The organism is Curtobacterium sp. PhB136 (genome assembly GCF_004346855.1).
Lineage (GTDB): Bacteria > Actinomycetota > Actinomycetes > Actinomycetales > Microbacteriaceae > Curtobacterium.
The window spans coordinates 666,181-687,249 of record NZ_SMGH01000004.1 but is presented as its reverse complement, the minus strand read 5'-3'; the positions used below and the strand labels follow the sequence as shown (position 1 = coordinate 687,249).

Here is a 21,069-nt window from a genome sequence, read left to right as displayed (position 1 = left end):
CCGTGACCGACACCACGACACCGATCCGTCTGGGCACGCGCGCCAGCCGGCTGGCGGTCGCGCAGTCCCAGGACGTCGCCGACCGGATCGCGAAGGCGTCCGGCCGGCCGGTCGAGCTGGTCACCGTGACGAGCGAGGGCGACACGAACCGTGCCTCCCTCGCGTCGCTCGGCGGCACGGGCGTCTTCGCGTCCGCGCTGCGCGAGGCCCTCGTCGCGGGTGAGGTCGACGTGCTCGTGCACTCGCTGAAGGACCTGCCGACCGCGCCGTACCCCGGCTTGACGATCGCCGCGGTGCCGAAGCGCGCCGACGCCCGCGACGTCCTCGTCGCCCGGAACGCCGGCACGATCGAGACCCTCCCCGAGGGCGCGAAGGTCGGCACCGGTTCCCCCCGCCGTGTCGCGCAGCTCAAGGCGAAGCGTCCGGACCTCGACGTCGTGGACATCCGCGGCAACATCGACACCCGGCTCGGCCGCGTCGAGGACGACCTCGACGCCGTGGTGCTCGCGGCCGCCGGTCTCGGGCGGATCGAACGCCTCGACGCCGCGACCGAGCTCCTCGACCTCGGCTTCTGGCCGAGCGCTCCGGGGCAGGGTGCGCTCGCGATCGAGATCCGATCGGACGAGCACGACCGCACCCTCCTCGCCGCGCTGAAGAAGATCGACCACGCCGCGACCCGTCTCACGGTGACGTCGGAGCGCGAGGTCCTGGCGAAGCTCGAAGCCGGGTGCTCAGCGCCCATCGGTGCGACGGCCATCGTCGACGCCGACATGCTCCTCGTCTCCGCCACGGTCTACCGCCCGGACGGCTCCGAGTACCGCACCGCGTCGCACGCCGCGGTCCTCGACGGCTCCGCGCAGGACCGCCTCGCCGAGGCACTCGAGGTCGGTGGCCGCGTCGCCGCGGAACTGCTCGAGAACGGCGCGGGCGACCTCGCCGACCTCGCGGACTCCGTGAAGTAGGCCCCGTCACGGACACGCACCGGCCCGTCGTCGTCATCCCCCGCGGTGACGACTGGGGGGAGCGTGTCGCCGCGGCCGCACGGGAACGCGGACTGGAACCGAGGATCGTGCCGCTGATCGCGACGCAGCCCCCGGCCGATCCGGTCCCGCTCGACCGTGCGGTCGCGCGGTTGGTCGCCGCCACCCCGGACGGGAGGCCCCGCTCGCGTCCCGACGTCGGCGCAGCCGGGCGCACGGCCGGGTACACGTGGTTGGTGGTGACGAGTGCGACCGCCGTCACGGTGGTCGCCGGACGCGTGGCGAGCCTCCCGTCCGCTCTTCGGGTCGCCGTGGTCGGTGAGCCGACCGCACGTGCCGCGCGTGCTGCGGGCTGGGCTGTCGACCTGGTCCCCGACCAGGCGTCGGCGGCAGCGCTCGTCGACGCCATGCCGGACACCGACGGCACCGTCCTGTTCCCCCGCGCGGACATCGCGGCGCCGACCCTGGCGACCGGCCTGCGTGCCCGGGGCATCGACGTGGACGACGTGGTCGCGTACCGTACGGTCGGGACCGGTGACGAGCCGGTCTCCCTCGACACGGTGCCCGCCGCGGTGCTCGTGACGAGCGGCAGCGTCGCCCGGGAGATCGCCCGTCGGATGACCCCGCTCGACCCCGGCACCCTCGTGGCGTGCATCGGCCCCGGCACCGCGTCGGAGGCCCGTGCCGCCGGCCTGGCCGTGCACGTCGTCGCCCCGTCCCGCTCCGCAGAGGCACTCCTCGACGCCGTCGTCGACACCCTGAACCCGAACCGAACCGCCCCCGAACAGGAAGGCACCCCGTGACCGGCCGCTTCCCCCAGGTCCGCCCCCGCCGACTCCGAGCCACCCCCGCGATGCGACGGCTGGTGGCCGAGACCCGGCTGCACCCCGCCGAGCTCGTGCTGCCGATGTTCATCCGCGAGGGTGCGACCGAGGCCGTCCCGATCTCGAGCATGCCGGGCGTCGAGCAGCACTCGCTCGACTCGTTCCGTCGCGCGCTCGTGTCCGCGGCCGAAGCAGGGGTCGGCGGCGTGAACCTCTTCGGCGTCCCCGAGACGAAGGACGCGACCGGATCCGGCGCCACCGACCCGGACGGCATCCTCAACGTCGCGATCCGCGTCGCGAAGGACGAGGTCGGCGACGCCCTCGTCGTGCAGTCCGACCTGTGCCTCGACGAGTTCACCGACCACGGGCACTGCGGGGTGCTCGCCGCCGACGGCTCCGTCGACAACGACGCGACGCTGCTGCGCTACCGGGACATGGCCGTCGCGCAGGCCGAGGCGGGCGCCGAGCTCGTGTGCATGAGCGGGATGATGGACGGCCAGATCGCCGCCGCCCGTGATGCGCTCGACACGGCCGGTCACTCCGGGACGGCGCTCCTCGCCTACGCGGCGAAGTACGCCTCCGCGTTCTACGGCCCCTTCCGTGAAGCCGTCTCCTCGTCGCTCGTCGGGGACCGCCGGACCTACCAGATCGACGCCGCGAACGGACGCCAGGGCCTCCGCGAGGTCGCGCTGGACGTGGACGAGGGCGCGGACATCGTGATGGTGAAGCCGGCGATGAGCTACCTCGACGTCCTCGCCGAGACCGCCGCCACGTCGCCCGTTCCGGTCTGGGCCTACCAGATCTCCGGCGAGTACGCGATGATCACCGCGGCCGCGCAGAACGGGTGGATCGACCGGGACGCCGCCGCGATGGAGTCGCTCGTCGGCATCAAGCGCGCCGGGGCCGACGCGATCCTGACCTACTTCGCGACCGAGATCGCGCGGAAGCTCAACGACGAGGCCGGACTCCGGACCTCCGGAAGCACGGCGGGCGTCGCCGGCATCGCCTCGACCGGGAAGGCCCCCGAATGACCACCGCAGCATCGACCACGACGAACGGCCAGCTCTTCAGCCGGGCCAAGAACAGCATCCCGGGCGGCGTGAACTCGCCGGTCCGCGCCTACGGCTCGGTCGGCGGGACCCCGCGCTTCCTGGTGTCCGCGAAGGGCGCGTACGTCACCGACGCCGAGGGTCGCGAGTACGTCGACATGGTCGCGTCGTGGGGGCCCGCGATCCTCGGGCACGCGCACCCGGCGACGGTGCAGGCCGTGCAGGACGCCGCCGCCCGTGGACTGTCGTTCGGGGCGTCCACCCCGGGCGAGACCGAGCTCGCCGAACTCGTGAAGCAGCGCGTCTCGGTCGACGGCGACGGTCCGATCGAGAAGATCCGGATGGTGTCGACCGGCACCGAGGCGACGATGACGGCGATCCGCCTGGCCCGCGGGTACACCGGCCGGGACCTCCTCGTGAAGTTCGCCGGGCACTACCACGGGCACTCCGACTCGCTCCTGGCCGAGGCCGGGTCGGGCGTCGCGACGCTGGCGATGCCGGGCAGTGCGGGCATCACGGCCGAGACCGCCGCGCAGACCCTCGTCCTGCCGTACAACGACCTCGACGCGGTCCGCCGCGCCTTCGACGAGCACTCGGAGCGCATCGCCGGCGTCATCGTCGAGGCGGCCGCGGCGAACATGGGCGTCCTGGCGCCGGACCGCGGGTTCAACCGGGCGCTCGCGCAGATCGTCCAGTCGCACGGCGCGCTGCTCATCGTGGACGAGGTCCTCACCGGGTTCCGTGTCGGGTCCGCCGGGTGGTGGGGGCTCGAGGCGTCGAAGGTCGTCCCGGACGGCGCCGGGTGGAAGCCCGACCTCATCACGTTCGGCAAGGTCATCGGCGGCGGCATGCCCCTCGCCGCACTCGGCGGTCGGCGCGAGCTGATGGACTTCCTGGCGCCGCTCGGCCCCGTGTACCAGGCGGGCACCCTCTCCGGGAACCCGCTCGCGGTCGCTGCCGGGATCGCCACGCTCCGCGCCGCGACGCCCGCCGTGTACGAGTCGCTCAACCGGACCGCGTCCGTGATCTCCACGGCGACGAGCGAGGCGCTGTCGGCCGAGGGCGTGGCGCACACCGTGCAGCGCGCCGGGAACCTGTTCTCGTTCGCGTTCACCGAGCGGGCCCCGAAGAACTACGACGACGTCCGCGCGCAGGACACCTGGCGGTACGCGCCGTTCTTCCACAGCATGCTCGACGCCGGGGTCACGCTGCCGCCGAGCGTCTTCGAGGCGTGGTTCGTCACCGCCGCCCACGACGACCGTGCCGTGGACCGGGTGCTCGGCGCGCTGCCGGCCGCCGCGAAGGCCGCAGCGGCCGCCACCGCGTAGCGGCCACCGCCCGGCCGCCGGTCGGCCCGTCGAGTGGGCAGTCGTTGTCGTCCGAGTGGCCCTCTGGCCGCCACTGCTGCGCACTCGATCGGGAAGGGGGCCGCTACGCCGCCCGGCGTGCGTGCCAGCGGCCCTCGTTCCGCGCGATGGCGAGCGGGAAGTCGAAGGCGTGCGAGACCGCGGACGACGTGATGACCTCGTCCGCGGTGCCCTGCGCGACCGCGGCGCCGTCACGGAGCAGCATCGCGTGCGACGTCGAGGCGGGCAGGTCCTCGAGGTGGTGGGTGACCATCACACTGCCGAGATCGGGGTGACGGTGCCGCAGGGCGTCGACGGTCTCGAGGAGGTGCTCCCGCGCCGCGACGTCGAGCCCGGTCGCCGGCTCGTCGAGGAGCAGCAGCTGCGGCTCCGACATCAGCGCCCGGGCGATGAGGGCACGTCCACGCTCGCCCTGGGACAGCACCGGCCACCGGGAGTCCCGGCGGGCGGCGAGCCCGACGGCGGCGATGTGCTCCTCGGCCCGGGCGACCTCGGCCGCGGTCGGTTCCCACCGCATCATCAGGTCCGTCGTCCCGGTGAGCCCGGTCAGCACCGTCTCGAGCACGGTCAGCGGGGAGAGCATCCGGTGGCGCGGGTCGACGTGCCCGATGTGCTCCCGGAGTTCCCGCACGTCGACGCGGCCGAGCCGGCGCCCGAGGACCTCGACGGTGCCGGCGGTCGGGTGCCCGGTGGCACCGAGCACGGCGAGCAGCGTCGACTTGCCCGCACCGTTCGGGCCGAGGAGCGCCCAGTGCTCCCCGCGGCGGACGGTCAGGTCGATGTCGTGCAGCAGGTCACGGCCGGACCGGGTCACACGGACGCCGGAGGCCTGGATGAGGACGTCGTTCACGACTCCATGCTGCCGTACCGCGTGCGGACGTCGACGATGTGGGCGTCGAAGTGGGCTGCGAGCGCGTGGCAGGCGTCCGAGGCGATGTCGGGGTCGCGGGACGTCACGGCCTCCTCGAGGAGCTGGAGGAAGTCCTCGACCGCCCACTGCCGGAAGGGCGGCGGCTCGGGGAGGATGTAGGCCAGCCGGGCGATGACCACGGTCGTGGTCTGGCGCATCGCCCGGTTCGGGCTGCGGAGGGCGAAGAAGCGGTTCAGCTCGAGCAGCGTGGTCGTGTACGCGTAGTCGCGCACGCGGGCCTCGCGGCGGGCTCGGGCGATCAGCGCGGTGAGCTCGTCGACGTCGCCGTCGGTGAGCACCGGGATGCTGCTCCTCGCGCACATCTCCTTCAGCCCGAGCAGCAGGCTGATCGTCTCGGCCCAGTCGTCGACGGTCGGCGTGCTGACGAGCACGCTGCCCTCGCGGTCCGGACCGGCCTCGACGAGGCCCATCACCTCGAGGCGGCGGATCATCGGCAGCAGGCGCTGCAGGGGCACCCGGAACCGTGCGGTGAGCGCTCGCAGCGGGTACTCCTGGCCACGGACGAGGGACTCGTCGCGGATCGACCCCAGCAGCTCGAACCAGTCGGCGTCCGGGCGCCAGTCCGCCCAGTACAGGTCGTCGGAGGCGTGCCCGGCCGTCTGGCGGAGGTCGGTGCCGAGCACTGCGGCGCTCGACGTCAGGTAGCGCTCCCACAGCCGGGCGAACACGTGCGCCGCACGCTCGGCACTGCCGGTGTCGCGGAGCCGGAGGGCCTGCAGCGACGACGCGAGCCACGCCTCGTCGTCGGGGTCCTGCCACGGCGGCCGGGTGGCGAGCCCGTAGCGCATCTGCTGCATCGTGCGGACGAGGAGCCGGGCGGTGAAACCCTCCGGCGTGCGCTCCGCCCAGAAGTCGATCGTGGCGAGCACCGTCGTGTCGAGTTCGTCGCCGCGTTCCGCCGCGGCGCGACGTGCGGCCGCGACGAGCTCCTCGTACCGCCTGACGTCGTCGTCCGTGGCGACGGGCACGAGCGCGCGCATCGACACCTCGACGAGGCCGACGAGCAGCCGGGTCCCCTCCGCCCAGGCGACGGGGTCCAGCCGGGTGAACCGGACGACGTCCCCCGGTGTCACGTGTGCGAGTCCGATGTCGGCGAGCCGCTGCAGGGCACCGCCGAGGACGGCCGGACGCACGTCGAACCGCTCGCACAGCGCCAGGACGTCGTACGGGGTGTCGTCCCGGAGCGTCCCGTCCCGGACGCCTGCGAGCACCAGCGCGAACGCGTCGTCGAACACGGGACGTCGGTCCCGGTTCGACGACGTGTCGGCCATCGTCAGCCGCGCGCGGCGCGGACCGTCTCGATGTGCTGCTCGAAGTTGCGGGTCAGGGCACGGCCGGCCTCGGCCGCCGTCTCGCCGTCGCGGTCGGAGAGCGCCTCGCGGAGGATCGAGAAGAACGCCTCGGACTCGTACTGCTCGAACGGCGGGGTCGGGTTCAGCGTGAACCGGACGCGTTCCAGGGCACCGGTCGCGGCGACCTGCACGAGCGGGTTGCCGGAGTGCGCGATGGCGAACTCGATGATGTCGGTGAGCGCGCCGCTGAACCCGTAGTCGCGGACCTTGCGGAGGCCGTCGGCACGGTCGAGGAGCTTCTCGAGCTGCTGGGCGTCGGCATCGCTGTACTCGGGGACGCCCCAGCGCAGGCTGAGCTCGAAGAACCCGGTCATCGCGCGGGTGGCGGTGACCCAGTCGTCGATCGTCGGGGTCGCGACGCGGGTGTACCGGTTCGCCTCCATCTCGACGAGACCGATGTCGACGAGCTTCGCGATCGCCTCACGGATCGGGGTGCGACTGACACCGAGCCACTGCACGAGCTCGTCGTCGTTGAGGCGCTCGCCGTGCTGGAGCGTGCCGTCGCGGAGTGCTGCGAGCATCTTGTCGTAGACCACGTCGCGCAGGAGCTTCCGCGGCGAGTTCTCGACGGTGGACTTGGGTACCGGCATCCGGGGCTCCTCACGAGTCGTGCGTTTGGTACTCCAAACCTAGCGTGTCAATATGCAAGCGCTTGTGAAACAACAGTATTGTGGAACGTCAGCGCGAGGTGTCGACGATCGTCCGGCCGTGCACCCGCCCCGCGACGATCTCAGGCCCGAGGGTGACCGCCTCCTCGAGACCGACGGTCCGGGTGATCGGCGCGAGCAGGGCCGGGTCGAGCTCGGCGGCGAGCACCTCCCACGCCTCCCGGCGCAGCGCCGCCGGAGCGTCCACGGAGTTGATGCCGAGCAGTGACACCCCGCGGAGGATGAACGGCAGCACGGTCGTGTGCAGCTGCACGTCCTGCGCGAGACCGCACGCGGTGACCGCGCCGCCCCAGCGCGTCGAGGCGAGCAGGTTCGCCAGGGTCGCCCCGCCGACACTGTCGACCGCGCCGGCCAGGGTCGCCTTCTGCATCGGCTTGCCCCGCTCCGCCAGGGTCGCCCGGTCCACGACGTCGGACGCGCCGAGTGCCCGGAGCGCCTCGCCGTTCGCCGGACGACCGGTGGACGCGGTCACCCGGTACCCGCGTCCGGCGAGCAGCGGGATCGCGACGGACCCCACCCCGCCGGAGGACCCGGTCACCAGGACCGTGCCGTCCCCGGGAGCCACGAACCGGGCGAGCGCGAGGACACTCAGCGCGGCGGTGAACCCCGCGGTCCCGATCGCCGCGGCGAAGTCCTCGTGCACCGACTCGGGCAACACGACCAGGGACGCCGACGGCACGACCGCCTGGGTCGCCCACCCGCCGTGCCGCGTCTCGCCGGCACCGGCGCCGTTCAGGACGACCCGGTCGCCGATCGCGACGTCGTGCACGCCCGGTCCGAGCGCCGCGACGGTGCCGACGACGTCGATGCCGGGGACCAGCGGGTCGACCCGCGCGACACCGGGTTCACAGGCGAGCGCGAGGCCGTCCTTGTAGTTCAGGCTCGAGTACGCGACGTCGACCAGCGCCTCGCCCTCACCGGGATCCGGGACGTCGACGTCGGAGAGGGCGGGGGCGGTGGTGCTGGACACGAGGACGGCGCGGGTCATGTGCCGGACGCTACCCCGAGCCTCCGGACCGGGTCAGACGCGACCGGCCCGGTGACGGCGACCAGCGCGCTCAGCCGAACAGGATCGCGGCCTCGTCGAAGCGCGACTGCGGCACCGTCTTCAGCTCACCGAGCGCGTCCGCGAACGACACGTGCACGATCTCGGTCCCGCGGAGCGCGACCATCCGGCCCCACCGTTCCTCGACCACGGAGTCGATCGCGGCCAGGCCCAGCCGCGTCGAGAGCACGCGGTCGTACGCCGTCGGCGTGCCACCGCGCTGGATGTGTCCCAGCGTGGTCGCCCGCGTCTCGATGCCCGTCATCTCCTCGATGAGCGGAGCGAGGCGCTCGCCGATCCCGCCGAGCCGCGGGCGGCCGAACGCGTCGAGTCCGCGCTCCGAGTGCGCGTTGTCCTCGTGGTCGGGGACGAAGCCCTCGGCCACGACGACCAGGGGTGCGCGTCCGCGGTCGTAGGCGGACTGCACCCACGCGGCGATCTGCTCCATGCTCGTCTTCTGCTCCGGGATGAGGATCGCGTGCGCGCCGGCGGCCATGCCGGACTGCAGGGCGATCCAGCCGACGTGCCGGCCCATCACCTCCGCGACCATGCAGCGGGAGTGCGACTCACCGGTGGTCCGGAGGCGGTCCATCGCCTCGGTCGCGATCTCGACGGCGGTGTCGAATCCGAACGTGTAGTCGGTGGCGCCGAGGTCGTTGTCCACGGTCTTCGGGACGCCGACGATCTTCAGTCCGGCATCGGTCAGCCGCTTCGCCGCCGCGAGGGTCCCCTCACCGCCGATCGCGATGATCGCGTCGATGCCGTGTCGCTCGAGGACGCGCTGGATGTTCTCCACGCCGCCCTTCTCGCCCTCGAACGGGTTGGTGCGGCTCGTGCCGAGGATCGTGCCGCCCTGCTTCGCGATGCCCTGGATGTCCTTGCGACCCAGGGGCACGATGTCGCCCTCGACGACGCCGCGCCAGCCGTCACGGAACCCGACGAACTCGTACCCGTGGATCGCGATGCCCTTGAGGACCGCAGCCCGGATGACCGCGTTGAGTCCGGGGCAGTCGCCGCCGGAGGTGAGGATGCCGATGCGCATGGGATGACTTCCGTTGTCGGGTGGTGGGTCGGGTCCCATCTTGGCCGACGGTGGTGTCGCTTACCATCCCTCTCATGCACCAGGTCCGTCTCGAGTCGCCGCCGACCGGTGGCGCACGTCTCGACACGGTCTACCGCCCTGGAGGCCCGGTGCACGTGGCCGCGACGCTGCGGCCCCTGCAGCGCGGCTCCGGCGACCCGGCCTTCCGGGTGGTCGGGTCCGACGTGTGGCTCGCGCTCCGGACGCCCCAGGGGCCGGCGTCGGTCGTGGTCCGGCCCGCCGGGGACACGATCGCGATCTCCGCGTGGGGTGACGGCGCAGCGTGGGCGATCGAGCACGGACCGGACCTGGTCGGCCGCGGCGACGACTGGTCCGACCTCGACGTCTCTGCACACGCGTTCCTGGCGGACGCCCGGCACCGGCAGCCCGGGCTCCGGCTGTGCCGGACGAACACCGTCGTCGCGATGCTCGTGCCGGCGATCATGGAGCAGAAGGTCACCTCACGGCAGGCGTGGGGCGCGTGGCGGTACCTCCTCCGTCGCTTCGGGACACCGGCCCCCGGCCCGGCGCCGGTCGGCATGATCGTGCCGCCGTCCGCCGACGAGTGGGCGCGGATCCCGAGCTGGGAGTGGCACCGGGCCGGCATCGAACCGGGGCGCTCCGCCACGGTGATGCGGGCCGTGAAGGTCGCGCCGGCGCTCGAGCGGACCCTCGCACTCGGTCGCGGTGGAACCGTCGTCGCCGCCCGGCTGCAGTCGATCCCCGGCATCGGGGTGTGGACCGCCGCCGAGACGACGCAGCGGTCCCACGGCGACCCGGACTCGCCGAGCGTCGGGGACTTCCACGTGCCGGCGCTCGTCGGGTGGGCGCTGACCGGCGGCCCGGTGGACGACGACGGCATGCTCGAGCTCCTCGAGCCCTTCCGCGGGCACCGGCACCGGGTCGTCCGGCTGATCGGCGGCAGCGGCTTCCGGAAGCCCGCGTTCGGTCCCCGCATGACGATCCAGGACCACCGCCGCCACTGACGCGGCTACCGCTGCTCGGAGCCGTCGGGGTTCACCACGTACCAGACCCCGCCGACGCCCTGCCCGGTGACGTCGCCCGGCTTCGTGTCCTCGGCGTACGTGTAGAGCGGGCGGCCGTCGACCGTGACCTGCAGCTTCCCGTCCGCGCCGGTGATCGTGCCGACCGCGCCCGTGACGCCGGTGACGGCGGGCTTCGCCGAGTCGGACTCGATCGGCGGCCAGGCCGCTGCGCACCCGCCCGTGCAGGTGCTCTTGCCCGAGCCCTTGACGTCCTGGTCGTAGAAGTACGCGGTCATGCCCTTCCCGTCGACGACGATCGTCCCGAGCGAGGTGGCGGCCGTGGCGATGCCGTCGTCGGCCCCGTGACCGCCGGTGTCGCCGCCCTTGTCGTCCGTGCCGTACGCCCCGCCGGCTGACGAGGACGGGGACGACGACGATGACGACGATGACGGCGCAGTGGACGCCGACGTCGGGCCGGCGTCTCCGGACGACGCCGAGGACCCGGCGGAGCACCCTGCGAGCGCCAGCGCGGCGAACGCGACGCCGACTGCCAGCAGGCCGGCACGGGTGGAACGTGTGGTGCGCATGGGGTGACCCCTGTCCTGCGGAGCCGCGCCGGGCCTCCCGGCATGGACGGATCCACTCATCGGTGACACGGCGGGACGGGCCGGATCGTTCGATCTCGCTCCGGATCGAACGATCCGCCGGTCTGTCTCGTTGACCGGGTATGCGGAGACGAACGAAGGTCCTCATCGGCATCGCCTCGGGCGTCGTCGTCCTCGGTGCCGCCGGTGTCATCGGCGGCCCCGTCCTCTACGCGAACGTGGTGAACGGCGCGGCCGACGCAGCACCGACCCTCGCCCCGACCGGCGGGGCCACCCTGGACCCCGCCCAGGCGGACGGCGACTGGACGTCGTCCGCCGACTCCTTCGCCGGGTACCGGGTGCACGAGGTGCTCCGGGGCCAGGATGTGACCGTGACCGGTCGGACGAAGGACGTCGAAGCGCGTGCCACCGTCGCCGGCGGATCGCTCACCGGGGCGACCGTGACGGTGCGGGTGGCATCGATCTCGACGCCCGAGTCGGCCCGCGACGAGTACTTCCGGTCCGAGGCGCTGCAGACCGACCGCTTCCCGACCGCGACGTTCCGCGTGACGGACCCGGTCGACGTGCGCGCGGCGCTCGCCGGGACGGACCGCGACGTCACCCTCCGCGGCGACCTGACCATGCACGGCGTCACGAAGGCGGTGTCCGCGGACGCCCAGCTCGGCGTGGACGGTTCCGGGCACGTCGAGGTCGCCGGGTCGGTCCCGGTCACCTTCGCGGACTACGGCGTCACGGCACCCGACCTCGGCTTCGTCACGGTCGACGGACACGGCGCCGTCGAGTTCTCGCTCGAGCTGGAACGGTGACCGTGGCAGCGCGACCGGCGGACGAACTGCTCGCGGCCCTGCACGCCGAACACGGGGACGCACTCTTCCGGTACGTGCGGCACCTCACCCCGGACCGTGCGCTCGCCGAGGACGTCGTGCAGGAGACCCTGGTGCGCGCGTGGCAGCGCCCGGCCGTGCTCGAGCGCGACTCGGACGGCGCTCGCGCGTGGCTCTTCACGGTCGCCAGGAACCTGGTCGTGGACGATGCCCGATCGGCACGGCACCGCCGCGAGTTCGGGTCCGACGACCCCGTCGACGAACCGCAGCCGGACCGCACCGACGCCGTCCTCGACGGCATCCTCGTGGCCGACGCACTCGCCGCGCTGTCGCCGGAACACCGCCGGGTCGTCGTCGACGCCTACTGGCTCGGCCACACCGTCCCGGAGATCGCCCGACGCCACGGCATCCCCGAGGGCACCGCGAAGTCCCGTCTGCACTACGGACTCCGCGCACTCCGACTCGCACTGCAGGAACGAGGGGTGACCCGATGACCGACGACCGCTACCGGGACTGGGACGCCGCGTACGTGCTCGGGTCGCTGCCGAACGACGAGCGACTGGAGTACGAGCGGCACCTCGAGACGTGCGCCGCGTGCCGCGCCGCCGTCGCGGAGCTCGCGGGCGTGCCCGGACTCCTCGGCCGGCTGCCGGCCGAGGACGCGGTCGCGATCGCGGACCCGGACGGGAGGCCCGACCCGGCTCCCGAACGCACGCTCGCCTCGGTCGCGCACCGTGTCCAGGGCCGTCGGCGGCGTCGACGGGCGCTGGTCGCGGTCACCGCGGGGCTCGCCGTCGTCGCCGCGGTCCTCGGCGGGGTCGCGGTCGGTGGTGCACGGGTCGAGCCCGCGGCACCGACGGCGTCGGCGCTCGCCGGCGGTGCGTCTCCGGCTCCTGCCGGAGGTGCGTCGGAGCGCTACGCGATGACCTCGGGTTCAGCGACCGGGCTCCGCGTGGACCTCGACGTCACCGGGAAGGCGTGGGGGACCCGGTTCGACTGGGGCTGCACGTACGGCGGCCGCGACTGGGGGAGCGACAGCGCGGTGATGTACGACCTGGTCGTGGTGCGGAAGGACGGCACCGACGAGACCGTGGCGTCCTGGACGGCTTCGGGGCGCGAGGCTGCGGGGCTGGCGGCGGCGACGGACGTGCCGCTGCACTCGATCGCGTCGGTCGAGGTGCGCCTGCACGACGACCCGCGCGCGCTGGCGTCGGTCGCGCTCTGACGGCGCCGGGCGGCCGGCGCCGCCGGCTACCGCTGGTGCACTGTTCCACGCGGAGGCAGTTTCACGCGGAGGCAGTGGAATCGCGCGTAGTCAGTCGTTCCTTTCGACCCCCGACGCGCGTTCCCGCTTCCCATCGCGTACGCCATGGGTGCAAACGCGCGACCACACCGGACGGGAGGTCAGTCGTGGACGGGCTCGCCCGGGCCGATCGCGGCCTGCAGCCGGGCGCTGACCGAGCGGAGCGTGCCCGCGTCGTCGGCCACCGGTTCCCAGAACAGGTGCTCGAGCGCAGCGGTGTGCGCGCGGATGCCGGCGAGCACCGCACGGCGACCGTCCGGGGTCATCACCACCCAGCTCCCACGGCCGTCGGTCGGGCAGTCCGCCCGTTCGACGAGCCCGCGCGAGACCATGCGCGTGACCTGGTGGCTGACACGGGACTTCTCCCAGCCGATGCCCGCCGCGACGTCACGGACCCGCAGCCGGTGGTCGGGCTCGCGGTGCAGCCCGATCAGGATCTCGAACTCCGGGATCGAGATGCCGGCGCCCTGCTGCACGGCGTGGTCGAGCGCCCGGTCGAGGCGCCGCCAGACGTCGTGGTACGCGTCCCACGTGGCCCAGTCATGGCCTGCCCCACCCTGCTTCGACATCCCACCAGCGTATCCATCGGGGACACACTCGGCCGGGTGCTGACACATTGCTGACTCTTGGGCGGCGCCCGGCGTGCTCCGAGGTCAGGTCGGTGGCGCGGCATACGATCGGACCATGCCGAGCGCCCGCATCCAGGACTGCACCGACGACGCCGTCGCCCTCGTGCGGCGGTGGCTGGCGGCGTCCGCGGACGTCAAGCCCGACGCCGGCGCGGCCCGGCTCGCCGGGGTCCTCCGCGACGAGCAGGGCCTCGACTTCACGCTCGGGTTCGTGGACCGGGTCATCCGGCCCGAAGACCCCAGGGTCGCGGCGCGCAACCTCGAGAAGGTCAGCCAGGACGTCCCCGACGCCCTGGCCTGGTACCTCCGGGGAGCGGTGTCCTTCGGCGGCGGGTTCGCCACGATGGCGCCGTGGGCCGTCATCCCCACCGCACGCCGGATCCTCCGCCGGATGACCGGACACCTGGTGATCGACGCCAGCCCGTCGAAGCTCGGTCCGGCGCTCGCGAAGGTCGGCGGCGACGGCACACGGCTCAACGTGAACCTGCTCGGCGAAGCGGTGCTCGGCAGCGGGGAGAGCGACCGCCGACTCAAGGGCACCATGGACCTCCTCGCCCGGGACGACGTCGACTACGTCTCGATCAAGGTCAGCGCCGTCGTGCCGCAGATGTCGATGTGGGCCTTCGACCAGACCGTCGAGCGCGTCGTCGACCGGCTCGTCCCGCTCTACCGACTCGCAGCGTCGAGCCCGACACCGAAGTTCATCAACCTCGACATGGAGGAGTACCGCGACCTCGACGTCACGCTCGCGGTGTTCCAGGAGCTGCTGGGCCGTGACGAGTTCCTCGGCCTGCACGCCGGCATCGTGCTGCAGGCGTACCTGCCCGACGCCGCAGGGGCGCTCGAGTCCCTGACGTCGTGGGCCACCGCACGCCGGGCCCGGGGCGGTGCGCCGGTGAAGGTGCGACTCGTGAAGGGCGCGAACCTCGCCATGGAGCGCGTCGAGTCGATCGTCCACGACTGGCCGCTCGCCACGTGGGGCAGCAAGCGCGAGACCGACACCGCCTACCTCCGGATGCTCGACGCCGCGCTGACGCCGGAGCGCACCGACGCCGTGCGGATCGGGGTCGCGGGGCACAACCTCTTCGACCTCGCGACCGCGTGGGTGCTCGCCCAGCGCCGCGGGGTCACCGACGCCGTCGACGTCGAGATGCTCCTCGGGATGGCCGCGACCCACGCCGACGCCGTGCGCGCCGACGTCGGGCAGATCCTGCTCTACACACCCGTCGTGCAGCCGGACGAGTTCGACTCCGCGATCGCCTACCTGGCCCGCCGCCTGCAGGAGAACGCCAGCCCGGAGAACTTCATGTCGGCCGCGTTCGACATCGACCACGACGAGTCCGCCTTCGAGCGCGAACACCAACGGTGGCTCGCATCCGTCGCGGCACTCGGCGACCCGGTGCGCCCGACGAACCGCACGCAGGACCGCCGACTGTCCCCTGGTGACCCGATCCCGCGCGACGCCTTCCGGAACGCGCCGGACACCGACCCCGCGATCCCCGCGAACCGCGAGTGGGCCGCCGATGTCCTCCGCCGGGTTCCCCGCTCGCAGCTCGGCGCGCAGACGATCCGCGGTGCGCGGGTCCTCGACCGCACCAAGCTCGAACGGATCGTCCGCAGCACCGCCCAGGCCGGCGTGAACTGGGGCCGCCAGGACCCGGTCGACCGCGCCGAGCTCCTCGAACTGATCGGCCACGAGCTCGAGACCCGACGCGCCGACCTCGTCGAGGTGATGGCCGCCGAGACGGGCAAGACCATCACGGAAGCCGACGCCGAGGTGAGCGAGGCGATCGACTCTGCCCACTACTACGCGGACCGGGCCAGGCACCTCGCGGACATCACCGGTGCCACCTACGTCCCGCCGCGCCTGACCGTGGTCGTGCCGCCGTGGAACTTCCCGGTCGCGATCCCGGCTGGCGGGGTGCTGGCCGCGCTCGCCGCCGGCAGTGGCGTGCTGTTGAAGCCGGCACCGGAAGCCAAGCGCTGCGGTGCCGTGCTGGCGGACATCCTCTGGGACGCCGGGGTCCCGCACTCGCTGCTGCAGCTCATCGACCTCGAAGAAGACGTGCTCGGCCGCCAGCTCATCGCGCACCCCGCCGTCGACCGGATCATCCTCACCGGAGCGGCGGAGACGGCCCGGTCGTTCACGTGGTGGCGTGCCGGACTGCCGTTGACCGCCGAGACCAGCGGCAAGAACGCCATCGTCGTGACGCCGTCGGCCGACATCGACCTCGCCGTGCAGGACATCGTGCAGTCCGCGTTCGGGCACGCCGGGCAGAAGTGCTCCGCCGCGTCGCTCGTGGTCCTCGTCGGTTCCGTGGCGGAGAGCGAGCGCTTCCGCCGGCAACTCGTCGATGCGACCCGCACCCTGCGCGTGGCGTGGCCGGACGACCCCACGGCGCAGATGGGTCCGCTCATCGCCGAGCCCACGGGCAAGCTCCGCAAGGGCCTCACCGAGCTCGGGCCGGGGGAGTCCTGGCTCGTGCAGCCCGTCCCGCTCGACGACTCCGGACGGCTCTGGTCGCCGGGCATCCGCGACGGCGTCCGTCCGGGCAGCGACTTCCACCAGACCGAGTACTTCGGTCCGGTGCTCGGCATCATGCACGCGGAGACCCTCGACGACGCCATCGCGATCCAGAACGGCACCGACTTCGGCCTGACCGCCGGCATCCACTCCCTCGACGTGGACGAGGTCGCCGACTGGCTCCACCAGGTCCAGGCCGGCAACCTCTACGTCAACCGCGGCATCACCGGGGCGATCGTCGGGCGGCAGCCGTTCGGCGGGTGGAAGCGCTCCTCGGTGGGCACCGGCACGAAGGCCGGCGGCCCGATGTACGTCGCGACCCTCGGCCGCTGGGAGCCGACACCGCGCAAGGTGCACAAGAGCATCCAGCTGCACGGGCTGTCCCCGCGGGTCACCGCCGTGATCGAAGCGGCACGCAGCGGACTCACGTTCGAGGAGTTCGACCAGGTCCGCGCCGGCGCCACGAGCGACGTGCAGGCCCGCGAGACCCAGTACGGCGTCTCGCACGACCCGTCCGCGCTCGTCGTGCAGCGGAACGTGCTGCGCTACCGTCCGCAGTCGGTCATCGTGCGCCAGGCCGAGGGAGCACCGAGCGGTGACCTCGTGCGCTCGCTCGTCGCCGCGACCGCGGCACGGGCGCACGTCCTGCTGAGCACGGCACGTCCGTTGCCCGGGCCCCTCACCCAGCTCTTCGCGTCGAGCCGTTCCCCGCTCGACGTCGTCGACCACGTCGTGGAGTCCGACGAGGAGTTCCACCGTCGCGCCGCGTCGGGTGCGGTGTTCCAGGACGACTGGTCGAACCCGTCCGACGAACCGCAGGACGCGATCGAGGTCGTGCTCTCCCAGGGCCAGGAGCGTCCGAAGCACACGGCCTTCGGCGGTCCCGGTGCCCGCATCCGGCTGATCGGCGGTGACCACCTCGCGCTCGAGGAAGCGCTCGGTGCCAGCGTCGACGTCGCGGTGTTCGCCGCGCCCGTGGTCGAAGGCGGCCTCATCGAGATGCTGCCGTTCATCCGCGAGCAGTCGGTGTCGATCACGGCCCACCGGTTCGGGGACCTCGACGCCGACTTCACGGACCTGCGCGTCTGAGCCGCCGATGCACGACGACCGCACCCTCGTCGCCGACGGGCTCCTGAACGCCCGCGACCTCGGCGGGCTCAGGACCCGTGACGGTGGGACCACACCGCGGGGCCGCTTCTTCCGTTCGGAGTCCGTCGACCGCCTGACCGACGACGGCTGGGACGCGCTCCGCACGGCGGGCATCCGCACGGTGGTCGACCTGCGCACCCCGTCGGAGCGGGCGCGGGACACCGGCACCCGGCCGGCCTGGGTGACGACGGTCCCCGTGGACCACGACGACCTCGACGACCAGGCGTTCTGGGTGGACTTCTGGGACAACGGGCTCGTGGGCACGCCCCTGTACTACCGCGACCACCTCGCGCGGAAGCCGGAGCGGACGGTCGAGGTGCTCCGTACCCTCGCCGGTGCCGAGCCCGGCGGTGTGCTGTTCCACTGCGCCGGCGGACGGGATCGCACCGGGATCGTCGCGCTGGTGCTGCTGTCGATCGCTGACGTCGACCCGGACGAGGTCGTCGCCGACTACCTCCGCACGGTCGCCGTGTCCGATGCGATGTACGCGGCGATCGGCGTCGAGGGGCAGGAAGCACGCATCGAGGAGCTCTGCGCCGAGCACGGCACGACCGTCGCCGACGCGTTCCGCGCCGTCGTCGCGGGATTCGACGTCGACGGTTTCGTCGCGCGGTCCGGGCTCACCCCGGCCGAACTGGAGGCCCTGCGCACGTTCCGGACGCCGCTCACCTGACCCGGTCGGCGGCACGGCGCAGCACCGCGACCAGGCCGGCCGGGTCGGGCCGGTAGCCGGGATCGACCTCCGCACGCCACCGGCCGTACAGCTCGTACGCGCGGAGCGCCACGGTCGGGTCGAGCGCGCCCGCGGTGAGCGCGGCAACGTCCGCGGCACGAGCGTCGTACGGCGTCGGCAGGCGGTGGTGGACGGTCCCCGCTGCCAGGTCCGCCCGCACCATCGACTGGACCAGGGCCTCCCGTCCGATGCCCAGGACCAGGTGGAGGCCGATGAGCAGGTTCCCGCGGCCGAGCCGGGTCGCGGCGAGCGCCGCGTCGAACCGGACGTCGACATCGGAAGGCGGTTCGGGGAGGAGCACCGACGGTCCGTCGACCGTCAGGTCCACCCGGCGCCCGTCCCGCGTGACGAGTCGGAGCTGCTGCCCGGACTCGGTGCTGGATCCCTGCCATGCCCAGAGCGGCGCTCCGAGCAACCGCTCGACGTCGAGCGGTTCGTGCGTGACGACCCGCACGTCGAGGTCGCTCCACGGGTCGAGGGCGTCAGCGCCCGCGACCGACCCGTACGGCTCCACGGCGCCGGTCGGCAGCGCGGTCCGCAGCTGCGCGAGGGTCTCGTGCCGCCAGTCGCCCATGCCCTCAGCCTGCCATCCGGGTGGGCGGGAGGTCAGTCCTCGGCGTCGCCCTCGTCCTCGGGCTCCACGCCCGTCTCGTCCATGCGGTCGCGGAGGTGGTCCGCCATCGACGCTGCGCCCTCGTCGCCGTGGTCGTGGTTCACCTGCTCGATGAGGCCGGACAGCTTGTCGTGGTTCGTCGCGTCGGTGGCGCCGTCCATGACGGGCTCGGTCTGCTCGTTGTCGCTCATGTTCCGGACGCTACGCGGCCGTCCCGGGGGAGCCGCGCACGTCGTACCCCGAAATGGGGGGAAAGAACTGTCTGTCCCCCTTTGTGCGGACCCGCTAGGCTCCATGACAACGAGCCACACCCGATCGGTGGAACCCCTGACCACCGCAGGCTCGCACAGGGCATCGACGCTCCGGCCCTCGAGCGTCCCCTGCGCTCGGGCCGGAGCGCGGTGGCCCGATCCACACGCGCTGACGTGCTCTCGATCCGGCGCTCAGGCGTTCCGGTCGATCGCGTCGACCGCGTCGCCCGCCCGGTAGTGCAGCTCCACGGCGCCGCCGCGGAACGGGGTCGTCCCGACGAGCTCGAACACCGACGTCGGCGCAGCGACGGGGAGGAGCGGTGCCCCCGTTCCGAGCGCGAGCGGCATCACCGTGACGCGGAGCTCGTCGAGGAGACCGGCTTCCTGGTACTGCGCCGCGAGCAGCCCGCCGCCCATCACCCAGACCCCGCGCGCCCCGGCGGAACGCTCGATCACGGCCTGGTGGTCGGTGACCGGGCCGGACACGAACCGGACGTCCGCACCGACCGGAGCGGTGAGGGCTCGCGAGGTGAACACCCACGTCGGCAGGTCCGGGTAGGGCCAGGTGCCCTCGTGCGTGGTCAACCACGCGAAGGTGCTCGACCCCATCACGATCGCCCCGACCCCGGCGAAGAAGTGGTCGTGGTGCTCCTGGAACGGTTCGAACCCGAACTGCAGCAGCCAGTCGAGGTCGTCACCGGGCGCAGCGACGAAGCCGTCCAACGAGGACGCGACGGAGTAGGTCGTGGTCATGCCCGGACGGTACCGAGCCCCACCGACACGCCTCAGCGCTTGCGGCCCGTCCCGACGAGCGTGACCTCGGCGACTGCCAGCGCGGTCGCGATCCAGAACTGACTCGTCGCCACCCGGCGCCACTGCCCGCCGACGAGCATCAGCGGCAGCATCGTCACCGCGTGGGTGGCATCGACCGCCGCGCCGAGGGTGTGTGCGTCGCCGGACCGCGCGCGGAGGAGCAGCGCCGCCTGCGCGAGCTGCCGGACGCCGAGCACGCGGTAGAACACCGCGGTCCGCGGAGCAGCGCCGGCCCGGACGAGGTGCAGCCCACCGAGGACGAGCCGCGCCGCCTCGACGGCCGATGCGCGCTGCCGACGACGGTCCCGTGCGCGGCTCATCGTCGACGCCCCGCGGCGAGCACCGCTGCGCCGGCGACGCCGAGCGCCGCGCCGATCAGGCCGTTGCCGAGACGCCGGTGCTCCACCCACCACGTCTGCGGTGACCACGCGTGGGCCCTGTCGTCGAACACGCCGTGCGCGCCGTGGTCGCCCTCGACCGGCTCGTCGAGGTTCGACGGCAGCATCTGGCCGTCCTTCGACGCGGTCTGCTGCCCGGACACCAGCGTCTTCGCCGCGTACCAGTCCGCGAACCGTCCGCTGATCCGGTTGCCGAGGATCGTGTACACCGTCGACTCGCCGACCCAGGTGCGGCGGCGCGGGCGCTCGGCGGTGGCCGCGATCGCCCGGGCACCGACCTCGGGCTGGTAGATCGGCGCGACGGGCTGCGGGTGGTGCGGCAGCTGCGACTTGACCCAGTTGAACTGGATCGTGTTGAGCGCCGGCATGTCCACGCGGGACACCTGCACCCTGCTGCCCTGCTCGATGAGCTCCGACACGACCGACTCGGTGAACCCGACGATGGCGTGCTTCGCTCCGCAGTACGCGGCCTGCAGCGGGATCCCACGGAAGCCGAGTGCCGACCCGACCTGGATCACCTGGCCGCGGTCGCGGGGGACCATCCGGCTGAGCGCGGCGCGGGTGCCGTTCACGAAGCCGAGGTACGTGACCCGCAGTGCGCGTTCGAAGTCCTCCGGCTCGGTGTCCAGGAACCGGCCGAACACCCCGACCATCACGCCGTTCACCCACAGGTCGATCGGACCGAGCTCCGCCTCGATCCGGTCGGCGGCGTCCTCGACGGCCTGCCGGTCGGAGACGTCCGCGACGACCGCCAGTCCCCGGCGCCCCGCTGCTTCGACCTCGGCTGCTGCCGCGTCGACGCCCTCCTGCCCGCGCGCGATCACGGCGACGTCCCACCCGCGGGCCGCGAGTTCGCGCACCGTCGCCCGTCCGAGTCCCGCTGATCCGCCGGTCACCACTGCCACACGTGTCATGTGCCCCTTGTACCGGCGACGGCGTACAGA

General features: G+C 73.0%; 22 protein-coding genes. 10 read left to right on the top strand and 12 right to left on the bottom strand.

Annotated elements, in window-relative coordinates:
• The first annotated feature begins 2 nt into the window (after positions 1 to 2).
• The 4 genes from hemC to hemL are packed head-to-tail and all read left to right on the top strand — an operon-like array spanning position 3 to position 4,181.
• Positions 3 to 962: a hydroxymethylbilane synthase gene (gene hemC, locus EDF27_RS03265; RefSeq protein WP_243698181.1), complete on the top strand. Its 960-nt coding sequence runs from the start codon at positions 3 to 5 to the stop codon at positions 960 to 962.
• A gap of 35 nt (positions 963 to 997) precedes the next feature.
• Positions 998 to 1,783, top strand: a complete 786-nt coding sequence (locus EDF27_RS03260) for a uroporphyrinogen-III synthase (protein ID WP_279433181.1) — start codon at positions 998 to 1,000, stop codon at positions 1,781 to 1,783.
• Complete coding sequence (hemB, locus tag EDF27_RS03255; RefSeq protein WP_279433175.1) at positions 1,780 to 2,835, top strand: porphobilinogen synthase; 1,056 nt, start codon at positions 1,780 to 1,782, stop codon at positions 2,833 to 2,835. Before EDF27_RS03260 ends, hemB begins: the two co-directional genes overlap by 4 nt.
• A complete protein-coding gene (hemL, locus tag EDF27_RS03250; protein WP_132047311.1) occupies positions 2,832 to 4,181 on the top strand; it encodes a glutamate-1-semialdehyde 2,1-aminomutase in 1,350 nt (449 codons plus the stop codon). The genes hemB and hemL overlap by 4 nt, the downstream gene beginning before the upstream one ends.
• Positions 4,182 to 4,284: 103 nt before the next feature.
• Here hemL and EDF27_RS03245 read toward each other — a convergent pair whose 3' ends face one another.
• The 5 genes from EDF27_RS03245 to EDF27_RS03225 form a co-directional block, all read right to left on the bottom strand.
• On the bottom strand, positions 4,285 to 5,070 hold the full coding sequence (locus tag EDF27_RS03245) for an ATP-binding cassette domain-containing protein (RefSeq protein ID WP_123655131.1): 786 nt from the start codon (positions 5,068 to 5,070) through the stop codon (positions 4,285 to 4,287).
• Entirely contained in the window at positions 5,067 to 6,386 is a 1,320-nt protein-coding gene (locus EDF27_RS03240) for an FCD domain-containing protein (RefSeq protein WP_165931348.1), read from the bottom strand. The genes EDF27_RS03245 and EDF27_RS03240 overlap by 4 nt, the downstream gene beginning before the upstream one ends.
• Positions 6,387 to 6,424: 38 nt before the next feature.
• Positions 6,425 to 7,093: a GntR family transcriptional regulator gene (locus EDF27_RS03235; RefSeq protein WP_123655133.1), complete on the bottom strand. Its 669-nt coding sequence runs from the start codon at positions 7,091 to 7,093 to the stop codon at positions 6,425 to 6,427.
• A gap of 88 nt (positions 7,094 to 7,181) precedes the next feature.
• The gene (locus EDF27_RS03230) at positions 7,182 to 8,159 is read right to left on the bottom strand and encodes an acryloyl-CoA reductase (RefSeq protein WP_132047307.1); all 978 of its coding nucleotides are present in this window, start codon (positions 8,157 to 8,159) and stop codon (positions 7,182 to 7,184) included.
• A gap of 70 nt (positions 8,160 to 8,229) precedes the next feature.
• The gene (locus EDF27_RS03225; protein ID WP_123655135.1) at positions 8,230 to 9,258 is read right to left on the bottom strand and encodes a 6-phosphofructokinase; all 1,029 of its coding nucleotides are present in this window, start codon (positions 9,256 to 9,258) and stop codon (positions 8,230 to 8,232) included.
• A 74-nt stretch (positions 9,259 to 9,332) separates the two neighbouring features.
• On the opposite strand from EDF27_RS03225, the gene EDF27_RS03220 reads away from it, so the two are divergent.
• The gene (locus EDF27_RS03220) at positions 9,333 to 10,283 is read left to right on the top strand and encodes a DNA-3-methyladenine glycosylase 2 family protein (protein WP_123701073.1); all 951 of its coding nucleotides are present in this window, start codon (positions 9,333 to 9,335) and stop codon (positions 10,281 to 10,283) included.
• A 5-nt stretch (positions 10,284 to 10,288) separates the two neighbouring features.
• Here EDF27_RS03220 and EDF27_RS03215 read toward each other — a convergent pair whose 3' ends face one another.
• A complete protein-coding gene (locus EDF27_RS03215) occupies positions 10,289 to 10,870 on the bottom strand; it encodes a hypothetical protein (protein ID WP_132047305.1) in 582 nt (193 codons plus the stop codon).
• Between the two features lie 140 nt (positions 10,871 to 11,010).
• Here EDF27_RS03215 and EDF27_RS03210 point away from each other — a divergent pair, with 140 nt between their 5' ends.
• The 3 genes from EDF27_RS03210 to EDF27_RS03200 are packed head-to-tail and all read left to right on the top strand — an operon-like array spanning position 11,011 to position 12,937.
• Positions 11,011 to 11,694 (top strand): YceI family protein, encoded by a 684-nt coding sequence (locus EDF27_RS03210; RefSeq protein ID WP_123655138.1) that lies wholly within the window; start codon positions 11,011 to 11,013, stop codon positions 11,692 to 11,694.
• Positions 11,691 to 12,206 (top strand): sigma-70 family RNA polymerase sigma factor, encoded by a 516-nt coding sequence (locus tag EDF27_RS03205; RefSeq protein ID WP_123655139.1) that lies wholly within the window; start codon positions 11,691 to 11,693, stop codon positions 12,204 to 12,206. Before EDF27_RS03210 ends, EDF27_RS03205 begins: the two co-directional genes overlap by 4 nt.
• Positions 12,203 to 12,937 (top strand): zf-HC2 domain-containing protein, encoded by a 735-nt coding sequence (locus tag EDF27_RS03200; RefSeq protein ID WP_123655140.1) that lies wholly within the window; start codon positions 12,203 to 12,205, stop codon positions 12,935 to 12,937. Before EDF27_RS03205 ends, EDF27_RS03200 begins: the two co-directional genes overlap by 4 nt.
• Before the next feature lie 179 nt (positions 12,938 to 13,116).
• Here the strand turns inward: EDF27_RS03200 and EDF27_RS03195 are convergent, their stop codons facing one another.
• Positions 13,117 to 13,584 (bottom strand): MarR family winged helix-turn-helix transcriptional regulator, encoded by a 468-nt coding sequence (locus tag EDF27_RS03195; protein ID WP_165931347.1) that lies wholly within the window; start codon positions 13,582 to 13,584, stop codon positions 13,117 to 13,119.
• Between the two features lie 115 nt (positions 13,585 to 13,699).
• Here EDF27_RS03195 and EDF27_RS03190 point away from each other — a divergent pair, with 115 nt between their 5' ends.
• Together EDF27_RS03190 and EDF27_RS03185 are read left to right on the top strand one after the other, a co-directional pair.
• Positions 13,700 to 17,257, top strand: a complete 3,558-nt coding sequence (locus EDF27_RS03190) for a bifunctional proline dehydrogenase/L-glutamate gamma-semialdehyde dehydrogenase (protein ID WP_123655144.1) — start codon at positions 13,700 to 13,702, stop codon at positions 17,255 to 17,257.
• 7 nt (positions 17,258 to 17,264) lie between these two features.
• Positions 17,265 to 17,990 (top strand): tyrosine-protein phosphatase, encoded by a 726-nt coding sequence (locus tag EDF27_RS03185; protein WP_132047303.1) that lies wholly within the window; start codon positions 17,265 to 17,267, stop codon positions 17,988 to 17,990.
• On the opposite strand, the gene EDF27_RS03180 is transcribed toward EDF27_RS03185, so the two are convergent.
• The 5 genes from EDF27_RS03180 to EDF27_RS03160 form a co-directional block, all read right to left on the bottom strand.
• Positions 17,983 to 18,624 carry a hypothetical protein gene (locus EDF27_RS03180; protein ID WP_132047301.1) on the bottom strand — a complete coding sequence of 214 codons (642 nt, stop codon included), beginning with the start codon at positions 18,622 to 18,624 and terminating at the stop codon, positions 17,983 to 17,985. The genes EDF27_RS03185 and EDF27_RS03180 overlap by 8 nt on opposite strands.
• 32 nt (positions 18,625 to 18,656) lie before the next feature.
• Positions 18,657 to 18,854, bottom strand: a complete 198-nt coding sequence (locus EDF27_RS03175) for a hypothetical protein (RefSeq protein ID WP_123655146.1) — start codon at positions 18,852 to 18,854, stop codon at positions 18,657 to 18,659.
• A gap of 252 nt (positions 18,855 to 19,106) precedes the next feature.
• Positions 19,107 to 19,667 carry a dihydrofolate reductase family protein gene (locus tag EDF27_RS03170; RefSeq protein WP_123701078.1) on the bottom strand — a complete coding sequence of 187 codons (561 nt, stop codon included), beginning with the start codon at positions 19,665 to 19,667 and terminating at the stop codon, positions 19,107 to 19,109.
• 32 nt (positions 19,668 to 19,699) lie between these two features.
• Entirely contained in the window at positions 19,700 to 20,047 is a 348-nt protein-coding gene (locus EDF27_RS03165) for a hypothetical protein (RefSeq protein ID WP_123655148.1), read from the bottom strand.
• Positions 20,044 to 21,039, bottom strand: a complete 996-nt coding sequence (locus tag EDF27_RS03160) for an SDR family oxidoreductase (RefSeq protein WP_132047299.1) — start codon at positions 21,037 to 21,039, stop codon at positions 20,044 to 20,046. Before EDF27_RS03160 ends, EDF27_RS03165 begins: the two co-directional genes overlap by 4 nt.
• Positions 21,040 to 21,069: the final 30 nt, after the last annotated feature.

Excerpts from the sequence above, each read along its gene's own strand:
- EDF27_RS03160 (WP_132047299.1), bottom strand. The coding sequence starts at position 21,039 with ATGACACGTGTGGCAGTGGTGACCGGCGGATCAGCGGGACTCGGACGG.
- EDF27_RS03235 (WP_123655133.1), bottom strand. The coding sequence starts at position 7,093 with ATGCCGGTACCCAAGTCCACCGTCGAGAACTCGCCGCGGAAGCTCCTG.
- EDF27_RS03190 (WP_123655144.1), top strand. The coding sequence starts at position 13,700 with ATGCCGAGCGCCCGCATCCAGGACTGCACCGACGACGCCGTCGCCCTC.
- EDF27_RS03215 (WP_132047305.1), bottom strand. The coding sequence starts at position 10,870 with ATGCGCACCACACGTTCCACCCGTGCCGGCCTGCTGGCAGTCGGCGTC.
- EDF27_RS03210 (WP_123655138.1), top strand. The coding sequence starts at position 11,011 with ATGCGGAGACGAACGAAGGTCCTCATCGGCATCGCCTCGGGCGTCGTC.
- EDF27_RS03195 (WP_165931347.1), bottom strand. The coding sequence starts at position 13,584 with ATGTCGAAGCAGGGTGGGGCAGGCCATGACTGGGCCACGTGGGACGCG.
- EDF27_RS03185 (WP_132047303.1), top strand. The coding sequence starts at position 17,265 with ATGCACGACGACCGCACCCTCGTCGCCGACGGGCTCCTGAACGCCCGC.
- EDF27_RS03170 (WP_123701078.1), bottom strand. The coding sequence starts at position 19,667 with ATGACCACGACCTACTCCGTCGCGTCCTCGTTGGACGGCTTCGTCGCT.
- EDF27_RS03175 (WP_123655146.1), bottom strand. The coding sequence starts at position 18,854 with ATGAGCGACAACGAGCAGACCGAGCCCGTCATGGACGGCGCCACCGAC.
- EDF27_RS03225 (WP_123655135.1), bottom strand. The coding sequence starts at position 9,258 with ATGCGCATCGGCATCCTCACCTCCGGCGGCGACTGCCCCGGACTCAAC.
- EDF27_RS03220 (WP_123701073.1), top strand. The coding sequence starts at position 9,333 with ATGCACCAGGTCCGTCTCGAGTCGCCGCCGACCGGTGGCGCACGTCTC.
- EDF27_RS03200 (WP_123655140.1), top strand. The coding sequence starts at position 12,203 with ATGACCGACGACCGCTACCGGGACTGGGACGCCGCGTACGTGCTCGGG.
- EDF27_RS03180 (WP_132047301.1), bottom strand. The coding sequence starts at position 18,624 with ATGGGCGACTGGCGGCACGAGACCCTCGCGCAGCTGCGGACCGCGCTG.
- EDF27_RS03230 (WP_132047307.1), bottom strand. The coding sequence starts at position 8,159 with ATGACCCGCGCCGTCCTCGTGTCCAGCACCACCGCCCCCGCCCTCTCC.
- EDF27_RS03165 (WP_123655148.1), bottom strand. The coding sequence starts at position 20,047 with ATGAGCCGCGCACGGGACCGTCGTCGGCAGCGCGCATCGGCCGTCGAG.
- hemL (WP_132047311.1), top strand. The coding sequence starts at position 2,832 with ATGACCACCGCAGCATCGACCACGACGAACGGCCAGCTCTTCAGCCGG.